The organism is Comamonas sp. MYb396 (assembly GCF_037479555.1).
In the GTDB taxonomy this organism is placed as follows: domain Bacteria; phylum Pseudomonadota; class Gammaproteobacteria; order Burkholderiales; family Burkholderiaceae_C; genus Comamonas.
In genome coordinates this window covers 308717-328980 of record NZ_JBBGYU010000006.1, presented here as the reverse complement: position 1 = coordinate 328980, position 20264 = coordinate 308717, and the positions used below count along the sequence as shown (strand labels likewise).

Annotated in this window: 20 protein-coding genes; 12 read left to right on the top strand and 8 right to left on the bottom strand. The window is 65.0% G+C overall.

Annotated elements, in window-relative coordinates:
- Window positions 1-320 precede the first annotated feature (320 nt).
- The 7 genes from WH265_RS16025 to WH265_RS15995 all read right to left on the bottom strand — a co-directional run bounded on the left by WH265_RS16025 (window position 321) and on the right by WH265_RS15995 (window position 10014).
- The gene (locus tag WH265_RS16025; protein WP_445228540.1) at window positions 321-2591 is read right to left on the bottom strand and encodes a TonB-dependent receptor; all 2271 of its coding nucleotides are present in this window, start codon (window positions 2589-2591) and stop codon (window positions 321-323) included.
- Window positions 2592-2767: 176 nt separating this feature from the next.
- The gene (locus WH265_RS16020) at window positions 2768-3712 is read right to left on the bottom strand and encodes a siderophore ABC transporter substrate-binding protein (RefSeq protein WP_339558978.1); all 945 of its coding nucleotides are present in this window, start codon (window positions 3710-3712) and stop codon (window positions 2768-2770) included.
- Between the two features lie 108 nt (window positions 3713-3820).
- Window positions 3821-4582 (bottom strand): iron ABC transporter ATP-binding protein, encoded by a 762-nt coding sequence (locus tag WH265_RS16015; RefSeq protein WP_133857485.1) that lies wholly within the window; start codon window positions 4580-4582, stop codon window positions 3821-3823.
- Window positions 4579-5547 carry an iron chelate uptake ABC transporter family permease subunit gene (locus tag WH265_RS16010; protein WP_339558929.1) on the bottom strand — a complete coding sequence of 323 codons (969 nt, stop codon included), beginning with the start codon at window positions 5545-5547 and terminating at the stop codon, window positions 4579-4581. Before WH265_RS16010 ends, WH265_RS16015 begins: the two co-directional genes overlap by 4 nt.
- Complete coding sequence (locus WH265_RS16005) at window positions 5544-6485, bottom strand: ABC transporter permease (RefSeq protein ID WP_339558928.1); 942 nt, start codon at window positions 6483-6485, stop codon at window positions 5544-5546. Before WH265_RS16005 ends, WH265_RS16010 begins: the two co-directional genes overlap by 4 nt.
- Complete coding sequence (locus WH265_RS16000; RefSeq protein ID WP_339558927.1) at window positions 6485-8245, bottom strand: ABC transporter ATP-binding protein; 1761 nt, start codon at window positions 8243-8245, stop codon at window positions 6485-6487. Before WH265_RS16000 ends, WH265_RS16005 begins: the two co-directional genes overlap by 1 nt.
- Window positions 8239-10014, bottom strand: coding sequence for an ABC transporter ATP-binding protein (locus tag WH265_RS15995; RefSeq protein WP_339558926.1), 1776 nt, complete (start codon window positions 10012-10014; stop codon window positions 8239-8241). The genes WH265_RS16000 and WH265_RS15995 overlap by 7 nt, the downstream gene beginning before the upstream one ends.
- Before the next feature lie 235 nt (window positions 10015-10249).
- On the opposite strand from WH265_RS15995, the gene WH265_RS15990 reads away from it, so the two are divergent.
- The 10 genes from WH265_RS15990 to WH265_RS15945 all read left to right on the top strand — a co-directional run bounded on the left by WH265_RS15990 (window position 10250) and on the right by WH265_RS15945 (window position 15422).
- A complete protein-coding gene (locus tag WH265_RS15990) occupies window positions 10250-10873 on the top strand; it encodes a TetR/AcrR family transcriptional regulator (protein WP_339537972.1) in 624 nt (207 codons plus the stop codon).
- A 396-nt stretch (window positions 10874-11269) separates the two neighbouring features.
- Window positions 11270-11497 (top strand): hypothetical protein, encoded by a 228-nt coding sequence (locus tag WH265_RS15985; RefSeq protein WP_116927743.1) that lies wholly within the window; start codon window positions 11270-11272, stop codon window positions 11495-11497.
- 74 nt (window positions 11498-11571) lie between these two features.
- A complete protein-coding gene (locus WH265_RS15980; protein ID WP_339558925.1) occupies window positions 11572-11904 on the top strand; it encodes a hypothetical protein in 333 nt (110 codons plus the stop codon).
- A gap of 56 nt (window positions 11905-11960) precedes the next feature.
- A complete protein-coding gene (locus tag WH265_RS15975; protein WP_339558924.1) occupies window positions 11961-12743 on the top strand; it encodes a multinuclear nonheme iron-dependent oxidase in 783 nt (260 codons plus the stop codon).
- Window positions 12716-12997, top strand: coding sequence for an HvfC/BufC N-terminal domain-containing protein (locus tag WH265_RS15970; RefSeq protein WP_021028916.1), 282 nt, complete (start codon window positions 12716-12718; stop codon window positions 12995-12997). The genes WH265_RS15975 and WH265_RS15970 overlap by 28 nt, the downstream gene beginning before the upstream one ends.
- Window positions 12951-13415, top strand: coding sequence for a DoxX family protein (locus WH265_RS15965; RefSeq protein WP_339558923.1), 465 nt, complete (start codon window positions 12951-12953; stop codon window positions 13413-13415). The genes WH265_RS15970 and WH265_RS15965 overlap by 47 nt, the downstream gene beginning before the upstream one ends.
- Window positions 13416-13427: 12 nt before the next feature.
- Complete coding sequence (locus tag WH265_RS15960) at window positions 13428-13997, top strand: sigma-70 family RNA polymerase sigma factor (protein ID WP_312988188.1); 570 nt, start codon at window positions 13428-13430, stop codon at window positions 13995-13997.
- Entirely contained in the window at window positions 13994-14209 is a 216-nt protein-coding gene (locus tag WH265_RS15955; protein WP_021028913.1) for a hypothetical protein, read from the top strand. The genes WH265_RS15960 and WH265_RS15955 overlap by 4 nt, the downstream gene beginning before the upstream one ends.
- A gap of 136 nt (window positions 14210-14345) precedes the next feature.
- Entirely contained in the window at window positions 14346-14747 is a 402-nt protein-coding gene (locus WH265_RS15950) for a DUF3224 domain-containing protein (RefSeq protein WP_339558922.1), read from the top strand.
- A gap of 189 nt (window positions 14748-14936) precedes the next feature.
- A complete protein-coding gene (locus WH265_RS15945) occupies window positions 14937-15422 on the top strand; it encodes a hypothetical protein (protein ID WP_339517185.1) in 486 nt (161 codons plus the stop codon).
- Between the two features lie 127 nt (window positions 15423-15549).
- On the opposite strand, the gene WH265_RS15940 is transcribed toward WH265_RS15945, so the two are convergent.
- Entirely contained in the window at window positions 15550-17787 is a 2238-nt protein-coding gene (locus WH265_RS15940) for a TonB-dependent siderophore receptor (protein WP_339558921.1), read from the bottom strand.
- A gap of 210 nt (window positions 17788-17997) precedes the next feature.
- On the opposite strand from WH265_RS15940, the gene WH265_RS15935 reads away from it, so the two are divergent.
- Complete coding sequence (locus WH265_RS15935; RefSeq protein WP_021028909.1) at window positions 17998-18741, top strand: response regulator; 744 nt, start codon at window positions 17998-18000, stop codon at window positions 18739-18741.
- Window positions 18731-20191, top strand: a complete 1461-nt coding sequence (locus WH265_RS15930) for an ATP-binding protein (RefSeq protein WP_339558920.1) — start codon at window positions 18731-18733, stop codon at window positions 20189-20191. The genes WH265_RS15935 and WH265_RS15930 overlap by 11 nt, the downstream gene beginning before the upstream one ends.
- The last annotated feature ends 73 nt before the right edge of the window (window positions 20192-20264 follow it).

Sequence of the window (20264 nt, the reverse complement as noted above, 5' to 3'; positions counted from 1 at the left end):
TTTTTTTGCGTCTGCACAGTGCATCGCGTTGACGGCATCCAAGCGCTTCACACCGCCCCAACCCAACAAAAAGCCCAGATCATCCCTGCCAACGGCAGCAGCAATCTGGGCTTACCCACCACACCCACCGCAGCGGCAAGCGCTGCAGCAGGCTAGCTACTAAGAGCCGCTAACACAACCCTTGATACGTCGTTGCCTAGCCGGCCGCCTCAGGCCTTGCCGTACGCCTGTACTGTCTGCGGCTTGATGCCTTGTCGGGGGCGCCCAGCCTCAACCGCAAACCTTCGGTTTGCTGGGTCGTGTTAGCGGCTCTGGCTCAATTAAAAATCCACCGACGCCGACAGCGCAAACGTACGCGGCGCGCCCAGCGCCAGGCTGGACAGCTGGGGCATGCCCCAGTACGACTTGTTGGTGGCGTTCAGAACAGAGGCGCGCAAGGTAACAGGCTTGTCGGCCACCTTGGTGCTGTAGCGGGCGCCCAGGTCATAGGTGGTGCGGCCGGCGGCCCAGAGGCTGTTGTCGGCGCTGATGTACTGGCGGGATACGGCGGTGGCGTTGGCGCTGAGGGCGAGGCCCTGCACGCCGGGGACATCCCACTCCGCACCCAGCTTGCCTTGCCACTTGGGGGTGCCGGTGGCGAGCTTGCCTTGGTTGACGCCACCAGCGGTTTGCGTCAGCTTAGGGGCAGTGTAAGCCACGCCGCCCATCAGGCGCAGGCCGTGCATGGCGTTGCCGAAGAAGCTCCACTCAATGCCACGGTTGCGCTGCTCGCCGCCGAACGAGTAGACGTTGGTGACGGGGTCGGTATAGCTGCTGGGCCGGGTGATCTCAAACACGCTGACGGTGTGGGCGAAGTCGCCCAGGTCGAGCTTGAGGCCCATTTCCTTTTGCTTGCTCTTGTAGGGGGCAAACACTTCGCCGGCGTTGGCAGCGGTCATGGGTGCGGTGGCGCCCTGGCTCAGGCCTTCGATGTAGTTGGCGTAGAGCGAGAGGTTGTCGCTGGCCTTGACCAGCAGCGCAGCGGCGGGCGAGGTGGCGCTTTCGTCATAGCGCGAGGTGCGCGCGCCCGAGGTGATGTTGTAGGTATCGCTGATCACCTGCTGCCGGCGCACGCCCAGGGTCAGCTGCACGCGGTCTTGCGCCATCGACAAGGTATCGGCCACGCCGTAGCTGGCCAGGCGCACCTCGGTGTGCGAGATATGCGGCGCGACAAAGTCGGCGGCCGGGCCCCATACCGGGTTGTAGAGGTTGGTGGTCCAGTCTGCGCCGGGCACGCTGCGGCGGCCATAGTCGTTTTGCTTGTGCGCGTAGTGCGTGGCGTTGACGGCCCACTGGTGGCCGACAGGGCCGGTCTGGCTGCGGCCCTTGATGCCGACCTCGCCCGACTGCTTTTTCACATCAAAGGCGAGCTGGCCCATCGTTGTGCGGAAGTCGCCTGCGGTGTTCAGCACCAGGGCCGACATCGCGCCGTTGTACTGGTAGTCGGTCTTGCTCATGCCAAAGGCGGCATAGGCCATGACCTGGTCGTTCAGGTCGTACTCGCCGCGCAGGATGGCGGCCTTGTCCTTGGTGCGCACGGTGGACCAATCGGGGTTCAGCAAGGTATCGCCCTTGGGTGCCTTGGGGATAGGCAGGCCGGGCGACAGGCTGATGCCCCGGTTGACGCCATTGACCCGGTCGTCGCTGGCATAGAAGTCGGCCGACAGGCGGGCGCGGTCGCCACGCCAATCCAGCGCGAGCGATCCCAGCTGCACTTTTTTCTGCTGGTCTTTGATGGAGCCATCGCCATCGCGGTAGACGCCGTTAAAGCGCACGCCCAGTTGCTGGCGGTCGCCAAAGCGGCGGCCCATGTCCAGGTGGCCACCCAACTGCGCATCGGACATATAGGTGGTGGTCAGGCGGGTCAGCGGATCGTTGCCGGCGCGCTTGGGCACCAGGTTGACGGCTCCCCCCACCGAGCCACCCGGCGGCATGCCGTTGAGCAACGCCGACGGGCCCTTGAGCACTTCGATGCGCTCAAACATCTCGGGGGAGGTGCGGTAGTACGGCGCCATGCCGTACAGACCGCCAAAGGTCATGTCGGTGGAGCTGGATGCGAAACCCCGGATCGAATAGTTCTCGGCCCAGGCGCCCGATACACCATTGCTGAACACCGTTGGGTCGGTCGCGGCGATCACATCGGTGATGTTCTGCGCCTGGCGGTCTTCGATGTACTTCTCGGTGTAGCCGATGGTGCTGAACGGCGTCTCCATGAAATCCTTGTCGCCCAGCAGGCCCACGCGGCCGCCGGTGGTGACCTGGCCGCCGGCATAGGGCGCCGCGACCTGGGCGGCTTTTTCTTGCACCGTTATGGGTGCCAGGGTGACGGCGTTGTCTGCCGCTGCTGCCGGCTCTGCCGCGCTGCTGGTTTGCGCGTTGGCCAGCGGCGCGGCGACCAGCATGGCACCAATGGTCAGGCCCAGCAGCACCTGGGGGCTGAGGGGGTTGAGCGCGCTGGGACGCAGTGCAAACGGGGCCGCATGCTGGGCGGCGGGCCGTGCGCTGCGCAGGGCGCTGGCAGCAGGGTGCTGGGGGTGAAGGCGTTCTGGCATGCCTGGTTCCTTAGAAGTGATGGATACAGAAAAAGCAAGGGTGGCGCTCTGGCGGGCGCCGGTGCTTGGCGCACGGCGGTGCCCAGCGCAATGCGCCTGGAGGTTTTTTGGCTGGGTCGGAACCTGGCTACAACGGGAGGGGAAAAGAGAAGCTCGATGTGGTGGCTGGCAGGCGGTCAGCCCGGGTAGCCGCGCAGCACGTCGTCGATCAGCAGGCTGAGCGAGCTGGGGCTGGCCCCGGTCGTGTACCAGGCGTCGGCATCGACAAAGACGACGCGGCCGCTCTTCCAGGCCTTGGTCTCGCGCAGCAAGGGGTTGGCCAGTTGGTCGGCGGTCATCACCGCGTGGCGCTCCATCACGGCAGTGCGGTCCACCACATAGAAGATGTCGGGGTTGGCCTGCTGGATGAACTCGCTGGAGATGGGCTGGCCATGCAGGCTGCCCTCGGCATCGGTGCTGGCAGGCTTGACGCCCAGATCGCTGAACACAAAGCCGTAGCGCGACTGCGGGCCAAAGGAGCTGAAGGCGCCGTTGTTGTGCAGGACGATCAAGGCCTTGTCGTTGCTGCCGGCAATGCGCTGGCGCGCCTGCGCCAGCTTGGCATCCAATGCGGCTACCTTTTCTGCGGCCAGCGCCTCCTTGTCAAAGATGCGGCCCAGGGTCAGCAAATGGTCTTTGACGACTGCGATGTGCTTGGCATGGCTGTCCTTGAAATCCACATCCAGGTGGATGGTGGGCGCGATCTCGCTGAGCGCCTGGTAGTGGTTGGCCTGCAGGGGCGTGATCAGGATCAGGTCGGGCTTGAGCGCATGCACGCGCTCCAGGTTGGGCTGCACGATGGCGCCCAGATCTTGCACCGCTGGGTCGGCCTGGTACTTGGCCAGAAAGTGCGGCACATAGTCCTTGACCATGCCGGCAATCGGCACACCGAGTTGGTCGAGGAAATCGGCCTCGTTCATCTCCAGCGCGGCCACCCGCTGCGGGGTGCGGGGGATGACGGTGCTGCCCAGTTGGTGTTGCACGGTGATGGGCGCGGCGGCCGGCGGGCTGCTGGCAGCAGTGCTGGCCGATGGCGCATCAGCGGCCGAGGTGGATGCGCGGTCGCAGCCGCTCAGGGCCATGGCGATGGTGACAGCGGCGGCTGCGGCGATGGCCGTAGACAGGGGCCGCCAAAGGGTACGGGTGCAGGTGTGAGTGCAGATGCGAGTGCGTTGCATGGCAAAGGTTTCCTAGGTCTTGAAGTAGTTGCACAGGCATCCCTGCGCGGTGCGGCTGATGTCAAACCGCAGCTCAAACAGCTGCGACAGATTGGCTTCGGAGATGACGTCATCGCTGGGGCCGCTAAAGCACAGCATTCCGCCTTTGAGCGCGACGATGTGGTCCGAGTAATTGGCGGCAAAGTTGATGTCGTGGATGACGAGGATCACCGTGCGGCCTGCCTCGTCGCAAAGCCGGCGCAGCGCGCGCATGATCTGCACGGCATGCTTCATGTCCAGGTTGTTCAGGGGCTCGTCGAGCAGCAGCACATCGGTCTGCTGGGCAATGGTCATCGCCAAAAAGGCCATCTGCCGCTGGCCGCCACTGATCTCGTCGATATAGGCGTGGCGCAGTGGCTCCAGCGACAGGAAGGCGATGGCCTCATCGACGGCCTGCTGGTCTTTGCTCGTCAAGGTGCCGCGGTGGTGCGGAAAGCGGCCAAAGCCGACCAGCTCTTCGACCGTCAAGCGCATCTGAAAACCAGGCGACTGGCGCAGGGTGGCGATGCGCAGGGCATAGTGGGCCACCGAGATGGTGGCAATGCTGCGGCCATCAAGCTGGATCTCGCCGCTGCTGGGCGCCAGCAGGCGGGCAATCATCATCAGCAAGGTGGATTTGCCGGCGCCATTGGGGCCGATGAGCGAGGTGATGCGCCCGGCCGGGAAGGCGGTGCTGACGCCGGACAGCACGGCGCGGCTGCCATAGGATTTATGGAGGTTGCTGACAATGATCATGAGAGAGCCCGGCCGCGCACCGTCAGCGCCAGAAAGTAAGCACCGCAGACCAAATTGACCAGGATGCTGACGGTGGTCTTGTAGTTGAAAACATGCTCCACCAGCAGCTGCGCTACCAGGAAGATGGCGATGGCGACTGCGCAGCCCATCGGCAAGGTGTAGCGGTGGCGCCATTGCGGTGCCAGCGCGTAGACGATGTTGGCCACAAAGATGCCCATGAAGGCCGTTGGCCCGATGAGGCTGGTGGACACCGCCACCAGCACCGCCACCAAGGCCAGGTACAGGCGCATGCAGCGCGCATGGGGCACGCCCAGCGATATGGCCTGCTCGCGGCCCAGCGCCATCACATCGAGCACCGGCAGGGTTTTGTGCAGCACCAGGCAGACGGCGCCCACGGCCAGCGCCGCATAGGCCAGGGTATCGGGCCGGGCGCGGTGAAAGGACGCATAGCTCATGCCCTGGAAGACGGCGAACTCGCCCGGGCTGATGCGCAGCTGCACAAACTGCGTGAAGGTGCCGATCACCATGGTCAGCACCAGGCCGACGAGCAGCAGCACATAGATATCGCCCTGCCCCCGGCGCAGCAGCCAGCGCTGCAAGCCCCAGGAATACACCAGCATCAGCGCCACCGATACAAAGAAATTGCCCCGCTCGCCCAGCATGCCCATGCCCTGCGTACCCAGCACCAGCAGCAGCATGGCCTGCCACAGCAAAAAGACGGCCTCGTAGCCCATGATGGCGGGCGTCAGAATGCGGTTGCCCATCAGGGTCTGGAACACGATGGCCGACACCGCCACGCAGATGCCGCCCAGCGCAATAGTGGCCAGGCGCAGCAAACGCCGGGGGATGACATAGCCCATGTCCAGCCCTGAGCCCAGCAGCACAAAGCCCAAGGCCAGCACGGCGATGCCCAGCCACAGCGCATGGCTGGGGCTGAACGCCTTCAGGGTGATAGCGCGCTTCATCGCCGCCCCCGCAAAATCAGCACCAGAAACACCACGCCGCCCAAGGCGCCAGCGGTGAGGCCAATGGGCACCTCAAACGGATAGATCAGCAGGCGCCCGGCGATATCGCAAACCAGCAGCAGGCTGGCACCGCCCAGGGCGACCAGCGGCAGGGTGCGGGCCAGATGGTCGCCCTTGTACAAGGCCACCAGCTGCGGCACCACCAGGCCCACAAAGGGGATGGCGCCCACGGCAATGACGGTGGCCGAGACGGTAACGGCGACCAGCACCAGGCCCAAGGTGGCAGTCGCTGCATAGCCCAGCCCCAAGCTCGTCGCCATCTCCTCCCCCATGCCCAGCACGGTAAAGCGCTGCGCATACAGATAGGCCAGCGCCACCACCGGCACGATGATGTAGAGCATCTCGTAATGGCCTTGGACGATGCGCGAAAAATCGCCCAGCAGCCAGCCCTGCATGCTTTGCAGGATGTTGTTGCGGTAGGCATAGAACTCGGCCACGGCGCTGAGCACGCTGCCGTACATCAGCCCGATCACGGGCACCAGGACGGTGTTCTTGAAGCGGATGCGCGCAATGATCGCGACATAGAGCAGGCTGGACAAAAAGCAGAACAGCAGCGCCAGCGCCATGCGGCCCGGGGCACCGGCAGAGGGCACCAGGGTCATCGCGATCAGAATGCCCAGCTTGGCGGCATCAAGCCCGCCCGAGGTGCCAGGCTCGACAAACTTGTTGCGCACAATGTGTTGCAGGATCACGCCGCAGACGGCCAGGCCCGCGCCGGTCAGCACCAGCGCCGCCAGGCGCGGCAGCCGGCTGGCCGTCAAGGTGAGCCAGGCATCACCCGACAAGCTCCACAGCTGCGACCAGGCCATCTGGCGCGCACCCACCAACAGGGACGCCAGGCACAGCAGCGCAAAGCCCAAGCACCAGCGCAGTCGCATCAGCCCTGCTCCCCAGCTGCAGCAATGCGCCAGCCCTGGGCGTGCGCCCGCTGGGCCAGCCACTGTGCATAGCGGCCCGCATGCGCTGCCAGCTGCGCAGGCGTGCCTTGCTCCACCACTTGGCCTCCCTCCAGCACCAGCACCTGGTCGGCCATGGCAATGGTTGACAGCTGGTGTGCAATCACCACCACCGTGCGCTGGCCACGCAGGCGCTCCAGGGTCTGGGCAATCAGCGCCTGGTTCTCGGTATCGAGCGCGGCGGTGGCCTCATCTACCAGCAAGATGGGCGCGTCTTTGATCAGCGCACGGGCAATGGCAATGCGCTGGCATTCGCCACCCGACAGCTGGGCGCCACCCTCGCCCACGGGGCTGTCCAGCCCGCCGGGCAAGCGCTGGGCGATGCTGTCCACGCCTGCTTGCTGGGCGGGTTGCCATACCTGGGCATCGCTGGCACCGGGCCGGCCGATGCGGATGTTGTCGGCGATGCTGCCGGCAAACAAATAGCTGTCCTGAAAAATCTGGCTGATCTGCGCGGCCAGTTGCCCCTCATCCATCTGCCGCACATCGGTGCCACCAATCAATACCCCGCCCTGGTCCACATCCCAAAAGCGCGCGATCAGCCGCACCAGGGTGCTTTTGCCGGAGCCCGATGCCCCCACCAAGGCCGTCATGCTACCGGGCGGCACATGCAGGTTGATGCCGCGCAGCACGGCGGGCTGGTCTGCGCCATAGGAGAAATGCACATCGCGCAGAGTGATCGATGCATCACGCGGCAGTTGCGGTTGCTGCGCCTGCGGCAAGGGCTGCTGCGCCAACAGCGCATCCATCGCATCCAACTGGCCGCGCGCACTGCGCAGCGCCTCGGCATAGCCCACCAGCTCCAACAGCGGCTCGACAAAGCGGCTGATCAGCAGCATGGACAGCACGGCGCCGATGACCTCACCAGGCGCCAGCGCCTGGGCGCTCTGCTGATCGAGCCCGATGGCAACAGCGACCAGCAAGGCTGCCAACACCGCCTGCACGGCCCAGACATTGAGCACCGACGACAGCGCGGACACCGCAATCAAGCGCCCGGCCGACTGGCGCTGCTGGTCCATCGCCTGCGCCACAAAGCGGGTGCTCTGACCGCCGCCCTGGAAGGCGCGCAAGACCGACTGCGCCTGCGCAAACTCCACGATGCGTTGGCCGGTCTGGGCAAAGTCGCGCTGAAACGCGGCATCGGCCCAGCGGCCCATGCGGGCGGTCAATACCAGCACGCCCAGCAGCAAGGGCAAGGCCAGCAGGCCGATAAGGCCCAGACGCCAATCCTGCACAAACAGCAGCGCCAGCACCACCAGCGGCGCCACCACGCCGCTGATGACGGGTGTGAGCACATGGGCCGGCAGCTGGGCCACGGCCATCATCCCTTGGGTGACCAGGTGGCTGACCTTGGCGGTGTTCTGCGCGTTGAACCAGCCCATGGGAAGGCGCGCCACATGGGCACCCAGCCGGTGGCGGCCGGTTTGCAAGATCGCAACTCCAACGCCCACCCCGGCTTGCTCCACCCGGCCGCGCCACCACCAGGCCAGCACCACGGCGGCCAACATGGCCAGCAGCCAAATGCCAGCTGCGCGCCACTGGGCCTGCAGCAGCTGGGCCATCAGTGGCAGCAGCAGGGCCGTGCACAGGCCGCAGAGCGCGCCATACCAGGCAGCCATCCAGGCGTAGCGGCGCAACAAAGGGGCCTGCTCGCCCAGCAGCAGGTTCAAGGTTTTCAGCATGGCGATGCCTCCTGTGCGGCGGCATAGCCCCCTTCGCGCCACAGGCGGGCATAGCGCCCGCCTTGGGCCAGCAGATCGGCGTGGCGCCCCTGCTCCACCAGGCGCCCCTCGTCGATCACCAGGATCTGGTCGGCCTGCATGACGGTATCGAGCCGGTGGGCAATCACCAGCACCGTGCGGCCTTGCGCAAAGCGCGACAGCGCGCGCTGAATGGCAGCTTCGCTGTCGGCATCCGCAGCGGCGGTGGCCTCATCCAGCACCAAAATCGGTGCATCCATCAGCACCGCACGGGCAATGCTGATGCGCTGGCGCTCGCCGCCCGAGAGCTGCGCGTCCTCGCCCAGCACCGCGTCATAGCCGCGTGGCAGCGCGCTGATGCAGCCATGCACATCGGCGGCGCGCGCAGCGGCTTCCACCTCGGCCTGGCTGGCTGTGGGCCGGCCCAGCGCAATGTTGTCGCGCAGGCTGGCGTGGATCAGGCGCACATCCTGCAGCACAAAGCCAATGCGCTGGTAGAGCGCTGCGCTGCCAATGGCGCGCAGGTCCGCACCGCCCAGCGTGATGCGGCCCTCGGTCGGGTCAAAAAAGCGCAGCAGCAAACGCGCAATGGTGGTTTTGCCAGCGCCCGAGGGGCCAACGATGGCGGTGACCGTGCCCGGCGCTAGCTGGAAGCTGATGTCCTGCAGCACCTGCTGGCCCGGCGCATAGGCATAGCCCACCTGGTCAAAACAGAGCTGGTGGTTCAGCGGTGACAGCTGCTCGCTGGGCGCCGGTTGCGCCAGCACGGGCGTATCGAGCAGCGCCAGCACGCGCTGGGCCGCTGCGGTGGCGCCCTGCAGGTCATGCAGCAAGGTGTGCAGCAGCAGCACCGGCGCGCAGATGCCCGGGGCGACCAGCACAAAGGGCAGCAGATCCAGCGGTGCCAGCGCACCCAGGCTGCCCAGCAGCCAGCCACCGGCCAGCACAAAGCCCAATACGGTGACCGGGGCGGCCATGCCATGGGCATGGGCCATGGCAGCGACCAGGGGGCGCACAAAATCTCTAAAGGCCTGCGCAAACGCATCGACCGCGCCCTGGTAGCTGGCCTGGCCCTGGCCGCTGTTGCCAAAGGCCTTGATGACCGGCATGCCGGCAACAAAGGCCACGGCGGCCGATTGGATGCGGCCCATGTGGCCGGCAAACACGCCCATCTGCGCGCCGCTGGAGCGCAGCGCCCGGCGCAGAAACCAGACATAGCCGGGAAACGGCAGCAAGGCGATCAAGGCCATGCGCCAGTCCTGCGCCAGCAGGTAGGCCACAGCGACCAGCATCGCGCCACCCGCGCGCGCCACCGAGGTGTAGAAATGCGCGCTGAGGCTGTGCAAGGTGGCCATGTCGTCCTGCAGGACCTGCTTGACCTCGCCCGACGAGCGGCTGCTGAACCAGCCCAGCGGCACCTGGCCCAGCCGCTGCACGGCTGCGCGGCGCAGGCCGTGGGTGAGCTGGTTGTCTGCCCTATGGGCCAGTACCTCGCCGGCCAGCACTAACAACGCGCCGCTAAAGAGGCAGGCCAGTGCCCCCCACAGCAGCGGCCAGATGCTGCCGGTGCCCGGCTCGCCCAGGCTGAGCTGGGCCATGCGCACCATTGCCGCGAGCGGCACCAGGCTGAGCATGGCCCCCAGGCCTGACAGCAGCGCGGCCACGGTCAAACGCCCGCGAATCGGGTGGAGCACCCGCCTGATCGGACCGGGCCCTGGGGCTGCGGCAGCCGCCGCGTCATCTGGATGCATGGGAGCAAGACCTAGAGAAAAACGGATGCGCTCACGTGCAGACGGCGCCGTCGCGCTACAGCGCCCGGCGGCGTGACTGCGCTGCGCCGGGCCTGCGATAGACAGCCCGCCCCAACGCGAAACGCAATAGGAACAATAATTAGTTGCATCATACTAAACTAATAAATTACCGTACATCTTTTACAGCTATCGCAGCAGCGGTTTGGCTGACAATGGCCTGGTACCTGGAGAGAACATGGACCCCGAGAAAAAAGCAGCCCCGCGCGGGCGACCGCGCCTGATCACGCAAGAGCGCATCGCCGATGCAGGTATCGAGATGGGCTTGCCCAACATCACCTTTGTGGGCGTGGCCAGTGCGCTGGGCGTGACGCATATGGCGCTGTACAAGCATGTGCCCAGCCTGGCCGAGCTCAAGCACATGGTGGCCGAGGAGATTTTTCGGCGCTGGGAGTTTTCTCTGCCCAAGGTGGGCGAGCAAGAGGGCCTGCAGGACTACCTGGTCCGCTTCAGCGATTCGGTGCGCCAGTTCGCCAAGACCTACCCGGGCGTGACGCCCTATGTGATCCGCAGACTCGTCGCCACCCCGGCAATGCTCGAGAAGATCGATACCCACCAGGAAGAAGTGGCGCAGGCCTACCGCATCGGCAAGGAGCAGTCGCGCTGGCTGCTGGCGACCATCGCCTTCCACGGCCTGGCCGCTGCCGACTCGGTCTACTCGGCCGCACGCCAGGAGAGCGTGGTGCCCACCAGCTACGAGGCTGAGACCGCCGAGATGGAAGGCGATCTGGCCCAGGGCATGCATGCGCTGATCGCCGGCGCGCTGCTGCAGCTGCAGCTCGACCCGCAGCTGCAGCCCTGACGCTCTCGGGTCTGCCCCAGGCGCCCTCTGCCATGCGCCCTGCTGCAGTCTGAACGCAGGCCTCGCTGACCCGCTGCATGGTCAGCCTTGGCAATTACTACGGCTCGCCTTCCAAAGACGCCTTGCGCCTCATCGCTATCCGCGTCCATGCCATGGGCGCGAGCTCTGCAGCCACTAGGTAGTTGCGAGCCCGCAGCATCCGGACTGCGCCTCCTCCTGAAAGCACCCCCGCCCTGGCCACTTTGGCGAGGTGGGCGCAGCCTTGCGCCGGCATTTTTTGGGCGGTCTCGATAAATATTTTCAAAAAGATGTCAGGAATCGATCAGGTCGAACGACTTCATCAACGTGGCAGCGCTGTGCTGTGCACTTTCAACCTTTCATCACAGGAACTACACCATGAACATCAAGACCCTCACCACCTTGGCCGCCGCTGTGCTCGCCACCTCCGCCTGGGCCGCTGGCAGCCAGGACAGCAAATGCGGCGCAGGCAGCTGCGGCAAGAAGGAATCGAGCACCAAGGACGCCAACTGCTCCAAGAAGGACGGCGGCTGCTCGAAGAAGGACGGCGGTTGCTCCAAGAAGGACGGCGGCTGCTCCAAGAAGGATGGCGCGGGTACCCACTGACCCACTCCGTCATAAACAACACCAGGGTGAGCCTCCCACGCTCACCCACCCCCACCACAGAAAGGGTTCACACCATGTTGACCACCACCACGATCACCACCCGTCTTCTTCTGGCTGCCAGCCTGGCCTTTGCCGGCAGCGCCCAGGCCATGAGCACCGCCCCCGTGGGCAATGGCTCGGACTACCCGGCTTACGCCCCCTCAAACAGCAGCCTCAGCCGCGACCAGGTCCGGATGCAGTTCACCCAGGCCCGCATGGACGGCACGTTGCGTTTCGACGGCAATTTTGATGCGCCGCAGTTCAAAGGCCAATCCGGCATGGGCTTGAGCCGTGCGCAGGTCATCGAGGCCGCCTCCCAGGCCCGCATGGCTGGCACCTTGCCACAGGGTGAAAACTTTGGTGGCTAACGTTGGCGGCGGGTTGGCCAAGCGCCAACTCGCGCCTGCACAGAAATGAGGACACCATGATTGGCCTTGGCTTTCGACGTGAAATGCTCGACTGGGACATGTCCGCCGTGCATGCCGACTTCTTCGAGGTCGCACCCGAGAACTGGGTGCGCCGGGATCTGGCACCACTGCAGGCGCTGATCGACTCGGGCCGCCCGGTCCACCTGCATGGCGTGGCCCTCAATCTGGGCGGCGCCGCACCACTGGACAGGTCCTTTCTGCGCGATCTGCGCCAGCTGATTGATGACCTGGGCACCCCGCTGTACTCCGACCACCTGGCCGCCAGCGGCGACAGTTACCAGCTCTACGACCTGTTTGCCGTGCCCTTTACTGAGTTACATGCGCGCCGCGTCGCCGACCGTATCCGTGCGGTGCAAGATGCCTTGGGCATGCGCATCTCGGTCGAGAACACGACCTGGTACACCAATGTGGGGGCAATGCCTGAAGCGGATTTTCTCGGCATGGTCCTCGACCTGGCGGACTGCCATCTGCTGCTGGACCTGAACAACCTGTCGGTCAACCACAAGAACCATGGCGGCCCCAGCCCCGGCGACTTTGTGCAGGGCCTGGACATGGGCCGCGTGAGCTACATGCATGTGGCCGGCCATGAATTCGATGCGCGCTTTGACCTGTTCATGGACACGCACAGCCAGCCGGTGGAGGCACATACCCAGCAGCTCGCACGCAGCCTCGCCGAGCGCCATGGCACCCCCGTGCTGCTGGAGTGGGACAACGACGTTCCCGGCATGGAGGTCATCAACCAGGAGCTGGCATGTCTGCGCACTTCTACGACTATGTAAGAGGCCTGTCCGACCAGGTGCCCCCGGGCTACAGCGACAACGGCATGCGTGCCTACCGCCACCTGGTCTACCTGGGCGCCAGCCAGATGGTGGAAGCCCATTTTCCGGAACTGCGCGAGCAACTGGGCGACGAGGCCTGGCGGGAATTGATCACAGCCTTTGTGCGCGACTCGCGCTGGAGCTCGCCCTACTATGGAGATATGAAAGATGCATTCCTTGAATTCATTGCGCGTGAAAGCACGCGAGAAGATTGATGGCCTGGGCCTGCTGCTGCTGCGCCTGTGGGTGGGGCAGGAGTTTGTGCAGGCGGGTTTTCGTAAACTGTCATCGGGCTGGGAGGCACCGGCCTGGTTTGCCGGCCTGGACTTTCCCATCCCAGTGAGCTGGCTGCCCGCGAGCTTAAATTGGGGCATTGCAGGCCTTACCGAGCTGGTGCTGGGCGTGGCGCTGATCATCGGGCTGGCATCGCGCATTGCCGCGCTGGGGCTGATCTTCATCACCTATGTGGCGGTGTACAGCGTGCACTTTGACCTGGGTTGGGCCGGCTGGAACCAGATCGACAGCGATGACGGCCTGGGCTTCAAGGTGCCCTTGATGCTGGGCATCATGCTGGTCGCCATTGTCAGCCAGGGAGCGGGCCGCTGGTCCCTGGACCGTTGTTGCCACCGTTAAGCCAAGGAGTGTATGCACACCATCGCAGCAGAGATCACCGTCCAATGGCGCAGCGCCATGCTGCGCTTTGCACAGCTGCACCTGCCCTCGCGCGAAGAGGCCGAGGATGCCGTGCAAGATACCTTGGCGGCGCTGCTGCAGCTGGACCGCAGCAGCTTTGACGCTGCCCAGGCCAAGAGCTACCTGTTTGGCATCCTGCGCAACAAGATCAGCGACCGGCTGCGACAGAAATACCGCGCACCCGTCAGCTATGACGAGGCTTTCCAGGACGACCTCGACCAGATCCTGTTTGACAAGCGGGGCCATTGGGTTGAGGGCGTTGCGCCCACCACCTGGGTCAACCCCCAGCAGCAGCTGCAAAACGACCAGTTCTTCATCGTCGTCGATCTGTGTGTGCACAAGCTGCCGGCCAAGCCAGCGCGGGTGTTTTCCATGAAGGAGTTTCTGGAATGCGAGGCCGAGGAGATTTGCAGCACCTTGGGCATCACCAAGGCCGATTACTGGCAGTGCATGAGCCGCGCGCGCAAGCAGCTGCAGCTGTGCCTGCACCAAAACTGGTTTGACAAAGAGACTGCTTCATGAAATGCCGTGACTATATTTTTCAACTCACCTCCGGGCAAATGGAGGAGGCCGGCACGGCGGGCAAAATCGCTGCCTGGCAGCACCGCATGATCTGCTTTCGCTGCCGCGCCTTTACCCGCAATGACCAGGCGCTGCAGGACATGCTCAAGGGCTACAGCGAACATCTGCAAACGCCACCGACCCCACCCGCCAAGCCCTCTTCGGAGAACTAAGGTCCTGGCATGATCGCCGGGCCATCGTCCCAACGACGGGTTGCCCCGATCCACCCGGCATCATCGCTGCGGCAATCAAAATACTGTACATAAATACAGCAACGTGCAAAAATTGCATTTTTGCCTGGACTCTGCCATGGACCATATCGCCACCGGACGCTTTGACATCAAGCTGCAACCCGAAGGCCTCAGCCCGGTTGCCGAGGCCACGGGCCTGGGCCGGCTCTCGCTCGACAAGCAATTCAGCGGCGATCTGCAGGCGGCCAGCCAGGGCGAGATGCTGTCGTTCCGCAGCACGACCGCCGGTTCGGCCGGCTATGTGGCGATGGAACGCGTGCAAGGCAGCCTGCATGGCCGCAGCGGCAGCTTTGTGCTGCAGCACAGCGCCAGCATGGCACAGGGCGCGTCCACGCAAAGCATCAGCGTCGTGCCCGATTCGGCCACCGATGCACTGCAGGGCCTGCGCGGCAACATGCAGATCACGATCGACAACGGCCAGCATTCCTACCGCTTTGTGTACCAACTGCCTGAGGCTTGACGAGCCCCCAGCACCTTCGGCGACTGAAAAGTCCCGGGCCTGCAATCGCATGCAGGCCCGGGTTTTTTTACATGGGGCATCGTGGCCATGTTCCGAAAACGTAACCGCCCCGTAGAATCCAGAGCCAAGCCTGTTCCCCTGGCCAAGGCAATCAGGGAGCACCCACACACCAGCGCATAGAGGCATGACATGACCCATGGCTTCCGCGACTCCCCCGATGGCCTGCGTTACGAGGAGCACATCAGCTGGCCGATGCGGCTGTTTGTCGCGGTGATTGGGCTGGCGATGTTTTTGATACCTGTGCCCTTTTTGCAGCATGGCCACTGGGGCCTGCCTTGGTGGCAACTGCTGCTGCTGGCCGCCTGCATCACGGCGCCGGTGGTGCTGGGGGTGTTTTTCCTCTGCCTGGCAGCTGGGCGCTGCCTGCGGCTGCATTTTGACCAGCGCCAGCGCTGCCTGGTGCGCCATGGGCGCCTGCCCCTGCCCCCACGCGCCATTCCCTACGCCGATGTCGAGCCGCCCAGCGTGCTGGAGCGCAGCGCCGAAGATGGGCCCTACTATGTCGTTCGCCTGCGTGTGCGGGGCGAACGCGCGATGCACCTGAGCAGCTTTGGCCTGCAGGCAGAGGCCCAGGTTTGGTGCCAGCGCATCGCGGACGAGCTCCAGCAGCGATAGCGCAGACGGCCATAAAAAAGGACTCTGCAACGCCAGCACAGGGCTGGCACTGCAAAGTCCAGGGCTGCAGAGTGGGCTGCAGCATGGCAGATCTTGGCGGATCTGCCTTAGGAACGCGATCCTTGGTTTAGAACGTGGCCTTCAGGTTCAGACGCACGGTCCGGGGCTCGCCATAGATGGCGCCCGAGTAGAAGCCATACTGGCGGTAGTAGGTCTTGTCGAACAGATTGGAGATGTTCAGGGTGGCGACCAGGTCCTTGTTGATCTCATAGCGCGCCATCGCATGGAACAAGGTGTAGGCCTTCAGGTCGATATTGACATTGGCGCCCTCGGTGGGGTGGCTGGTGCCGGTGGCGACCTGGTGCATCTTGCTTTGTGCCGTGAGGCCCGTTCCCAGGGTCAGCTTGTTCCAGTTGCCGGGCAGGCGGTAGCTGGTGTTCAGGCGCAGCAGGTGCTTGGGGTCATCTTCTGCGCCGGTGGAATTGGGGTTGTTCACCGACAGATAGGTGTAGCCGCCATAGACGTTCCAGCTCGGCGTGATGCGGCCGGAGAAGTCCACTTCAAAACCCTTGGTCGTCACGCCCGATGCGCCATTGACATAGGCGGTCACGCCCTCGTCGCCGGTCACGTAGAGCGGGTCGCCGCTGGCGTCACGCGCAATCGTGGCCACATCCTTTTGCTTGTTGCGGAACACCGCCAGCGAGCCATCGAACTGGCCATCGAGCCATTCGCCCTTGACGCCCACTTCCATCGCGGTGCCGGACTTGGGGTCGAGATAGGTGCCATCGACGCGGCGCTGCGACTGGGCTTCGAACACATCGGTGTAGCTGGCGTAGAGCGAGTAGTTGCGGTTCAGGTCATAGACGGCGCCCAGGTAGGGCGTGACCTGGTGGCTGAAGTCCGAGGTGACGACGCCGTTGGAGAAGTTGCGCTGCCAGCTCAGCCGCGCGCCGACGATCACCGACAGCGGATCGGTGATGCTCAGGCGCGTGGCCGCATAGCTGCCATAGGTCTTGATGCGGGTGACGGTGTCCTTGCCGTTGCGGGCGGTGGTCACTTCGCCAATGCCTTGGCCGGTGCGGATGAACTCGCGCCAGTCGCCAATCGCAAAGCCGTTGCTGATGCGGTTCATGCAGGCGACGGACTTGCCGGCGCTGTTGAAGCAGTCCAGGCCGTAGGCGGTCGATTGGTTGTCGTTGTAGTTCGCGCCCATCATGAACTGGTGGCGGCGGCCCAATGCCTCGAAGGGGCCGTTGAGCGTCCACTGCAGGTTCTTGGTGGTGCTTTGCGCCTCGGACAAATAGGTGTTCAGGTAGGCACCGCTGCCATCCTGCGCCCAGTAGCCTGCCGATACCGTGCCCCGGTTGGCCTTGGCCACGGCCAGGTGGCTGTCCACCTCGCCACGCGTCCAGGAGCCCGAGAGCTTGGTCGTCCAGTTGTTGTCAAAGCGGTGCTCCAGCGCGCCAAAAATGGTCTTGCTCTCGCGCTCGCTGTAGCTCCAGTCGGCCGACGAATTCAGGCTGCGCTTGAAGTTGGTCTCGGTGCCATCGGCATACCAGATGGGGACGTTCGTGCCCCAGGTGGCACCATCGATGCGGCGGCGCTCGTACTGAAGGCCCAGGGTTGCCTTGGTGTCGCGGCTGATGTCGGCAGCAAAGCTGGCCAGCAGGCCCAGGGACTTGTCCTTTTCGCGGTCGCGGAAGGTGCTCGAGTCATCGCCGCTGATCACAAAGCGCGAACGCACGCTGCCGTCGGCATTGAGTGGCTGGTTCAGATCGGCAGCCAGGTGGCGGCCGCCGTGGCTGCCCAGGGTCACGCCGACGCTGCCAAAGCGCGTCTTGCGCGGCTCCTTGCGCACCATGTCGACCACACCGGCCGGGTCGCCAGTGGCGCCCAGCAGGCCATTGGCGCCGCGCAGAATCTCGACGCGGTCATACAGGTCCATGTTGAGCGCCAGGCCCTGGCCGGAGAAGCCGGTCTGGCCGTTCTGCAATGCGCCATCCACGCGGAAGTTGGTGATCTCAAAGCCCCGCGCGCGGTAGCTGGTGCGGCCGCCCACATCGAGCTGGGTGGCCGAGATGCCGGTGGCGTTGAGCAAGGCGTCATCCAGGGTCTGCACGTTTTCGTCGTCCATCTGCTGGCGGGTGACGACGCTCACCGACTGCGGGGTTTCGCGGCGCGTCAGCAACAGCCCCGTGGCGCTGGAGACGGCCGGATTCTCGTACGAGCGTGTGGCTTCGCTGGCATTGGTGGATTCGGCGCTGACCACCACCTCTTCGAGCTGGGTGGTCTCTGCCGTGCGCTTGGCAGCCGTGGTGTCTGCCGGCGCGGTTTGCGCCAAGGCCGCCTGGGAACAGACCGCCAAGGCGGCACACACCACCGGGCTCAACCGCAGCCAAACCGCCCCCCCTGCCACCGCTGCGCGCTTTTGATTCACCACCATGCCAACCACCTTTTTTATTGCAAAGCTGGCACTGTAAAAAGGGTGGCCCCGCGCCATGTATTCGCCGTGTACGGAAATGAAATGAAATGTATTCTCATTCGCATGTCCCGTTTACAATAGCCGGCCACAGCCATGGAAAACCTGCCCCTGATCCTGGTGGTCGAAGACGACGCCGACATGCGAGAGCTCATCGTGAGCTACCTGGCCAAATCGCGCCTGCACAGCCAGTGCGCGGGCGATGGCGAACAGATGGCGGCCGCGCTGGCCGAGCGCCTGCCCGATCTGATCCTGCTCGACATCATGCTGCCCGGCACCGATGGCATGGTGCTGTGCCAGCAGCTGCGCGCCAACCCGGCCACGGCCCATATCCCCATCATCATGCTGACGGCGCGCGACAGCGTGCTCAACCGCGTGGTCGGCCTGGAGCTGGGCGCCGATGACTACCTGAACAAGCCCTTTGAGCCCATGGAGCTGCTGGCCCGCATCCGCGCGGTGCTGCGCCGCGTGCGGCCCCAGGCCCAGCCCATGCCCGGCATGCCCGAGCCGCCAGCACCGATGCTGCTGCGCTTTGGCAGTTTTACGTTGGACCTGGCCCAGCGTCACCTGCTCTCGCCCAGCAACGTGCTGATCAGCCTGGCCAGCTCGGACTTCCGCATTCTGGAGCACCTGCTGCGCCACCCGCACCAGGCCGTGAGCCGCGACCAGCTGATGGACCTGGCCTTTGGCCGTGAGCGCGCGGCCTCGGACCGGGCTGTTGATGTCTGCATCAGCCGCCTGCGCGGCCATATCGAGCTGGACAGCCGCAAGCCGCAAATCATCCGCACCGTGCGGCATGAGGGCTATATGCTGGTGCCGCCGCCTGTGCATGGCGACTGACGCCCCCCATATGCAGGCCAGCGGCTGGCGCAAGCGGCTGGTGCGCTGGCTGCCAGATACCTTGTTTGGCCGCCTGGTGCTGGTGCTGGCCGTTGGCATGCTGGCCACACAGTTCCTCACCAGCAGCATCTGGCTGGACCTGCGCCACACCCAAACCCTGGAAACCCCCACGCGCGTAGCAGCCGAGCGCCTGGCCGATGCGCTGCAGGTGCTGGCCCAGAACAACCAGGACCCGCAAGCGCTGCGCTACCTGGCTGGCCCCGGCCTGCAAGCCCGGGTGCTAGATCAGGCGCAAGCCCGTTACCCAGTGGAAGACGCCGAGCTGCACCAGGAGGCCGAGGCACTGGTCAACCGCGTGCTGCATGCGCGGCTGCCCCAGGCGGGCCAGGCCCAATTGCAGCGGCTGCAGTTAACTGATGCGCATGGGCATGCGGTGCCGCAGTCCAGCTATTTCGGGCTCAGCCCTTTCACGGTGGACTATGGCCTGCAGATTGCGCTGGCGCCCGGCCGCTGGCTGGTGCTGGAGACGCAACTGAGCCCCGGCTGGCATGCACAAAGCGGCTGGGAAGTGCTGGCCGATGTGCTGCTGCGCGTTTACCTGTTCCGCATTCTGGTGGTGGTGTTGCTGGTGCTGCTGGCAGTGCGCTGGGTGGTAACCCCGCTGCTGCGCATGGGCCAGGCCGCGCAGGCGCTGGAGCGCGATGTGGTCGCCGCACCGCGCATGGACGAGGACGGCCCACGCGAAGTGCGCCAGGCCGCCCATGCGCTGAACCGCATGCAGCAGCGCATTGCCGCCAATCTGACCGAGCGCACGCATTTTCTGGCCGCCGTATCGCACGATCTGCGCACGCCCATCACCCGCATGCGGCTGCGCCTGGAGCTGCTGGACAGCGCCGACCTGGACAGCGGCAAGCAAAAGCTGCGCGGCGACCTGAGCTGCATGGAAGGCCTGATCGACAGCACCTTGGCCTTTATCCAGGCGCGGGAGCACCAGGGCCCGCTGCAGCAGATTGACCTGGATGCATTGGCCCGCAGCATCTGCCAGGACCGGCAGGAGCTGGGCCAGCCCGTCGATATCCGCGGCCATATCCGTGCGCCAGTGATGGGCCAGCCTGTGAGCCTGCGCCGCGCGCTGGACAACCTGATCGACAACGCGCTGCGCTATGCCGGCAGCGCCAGCCTGGTGCTCGATGAAGATGAGGACTTTGCCCAAATCTGCGTGGAGGACCGGGGCCCGGGCATTGCGCCCGCGCAGCTCGAGCGCATGCGCCAGCCTTTTGAGCGCGGTGAAGCATCGCGCAACCAGGACACCGGCGGCCATGGCCTGGGCCTGAGCATTGTCGATGCCATTGCGCAGGCGCATGGCGGCGCGCTCTTGCTGCGCAACCGCGAAGCGCAGGGCCTGTCGGCCGGCATACGTATCCGCAAAAACAGGGCCAGCGCACGGTGATAGGCCTGGAGCGTCTTGCTGGCCAAGGGTCCGCCACCACGATCGAGCGCGTTCGCCATCAGCGAGGGCGGCT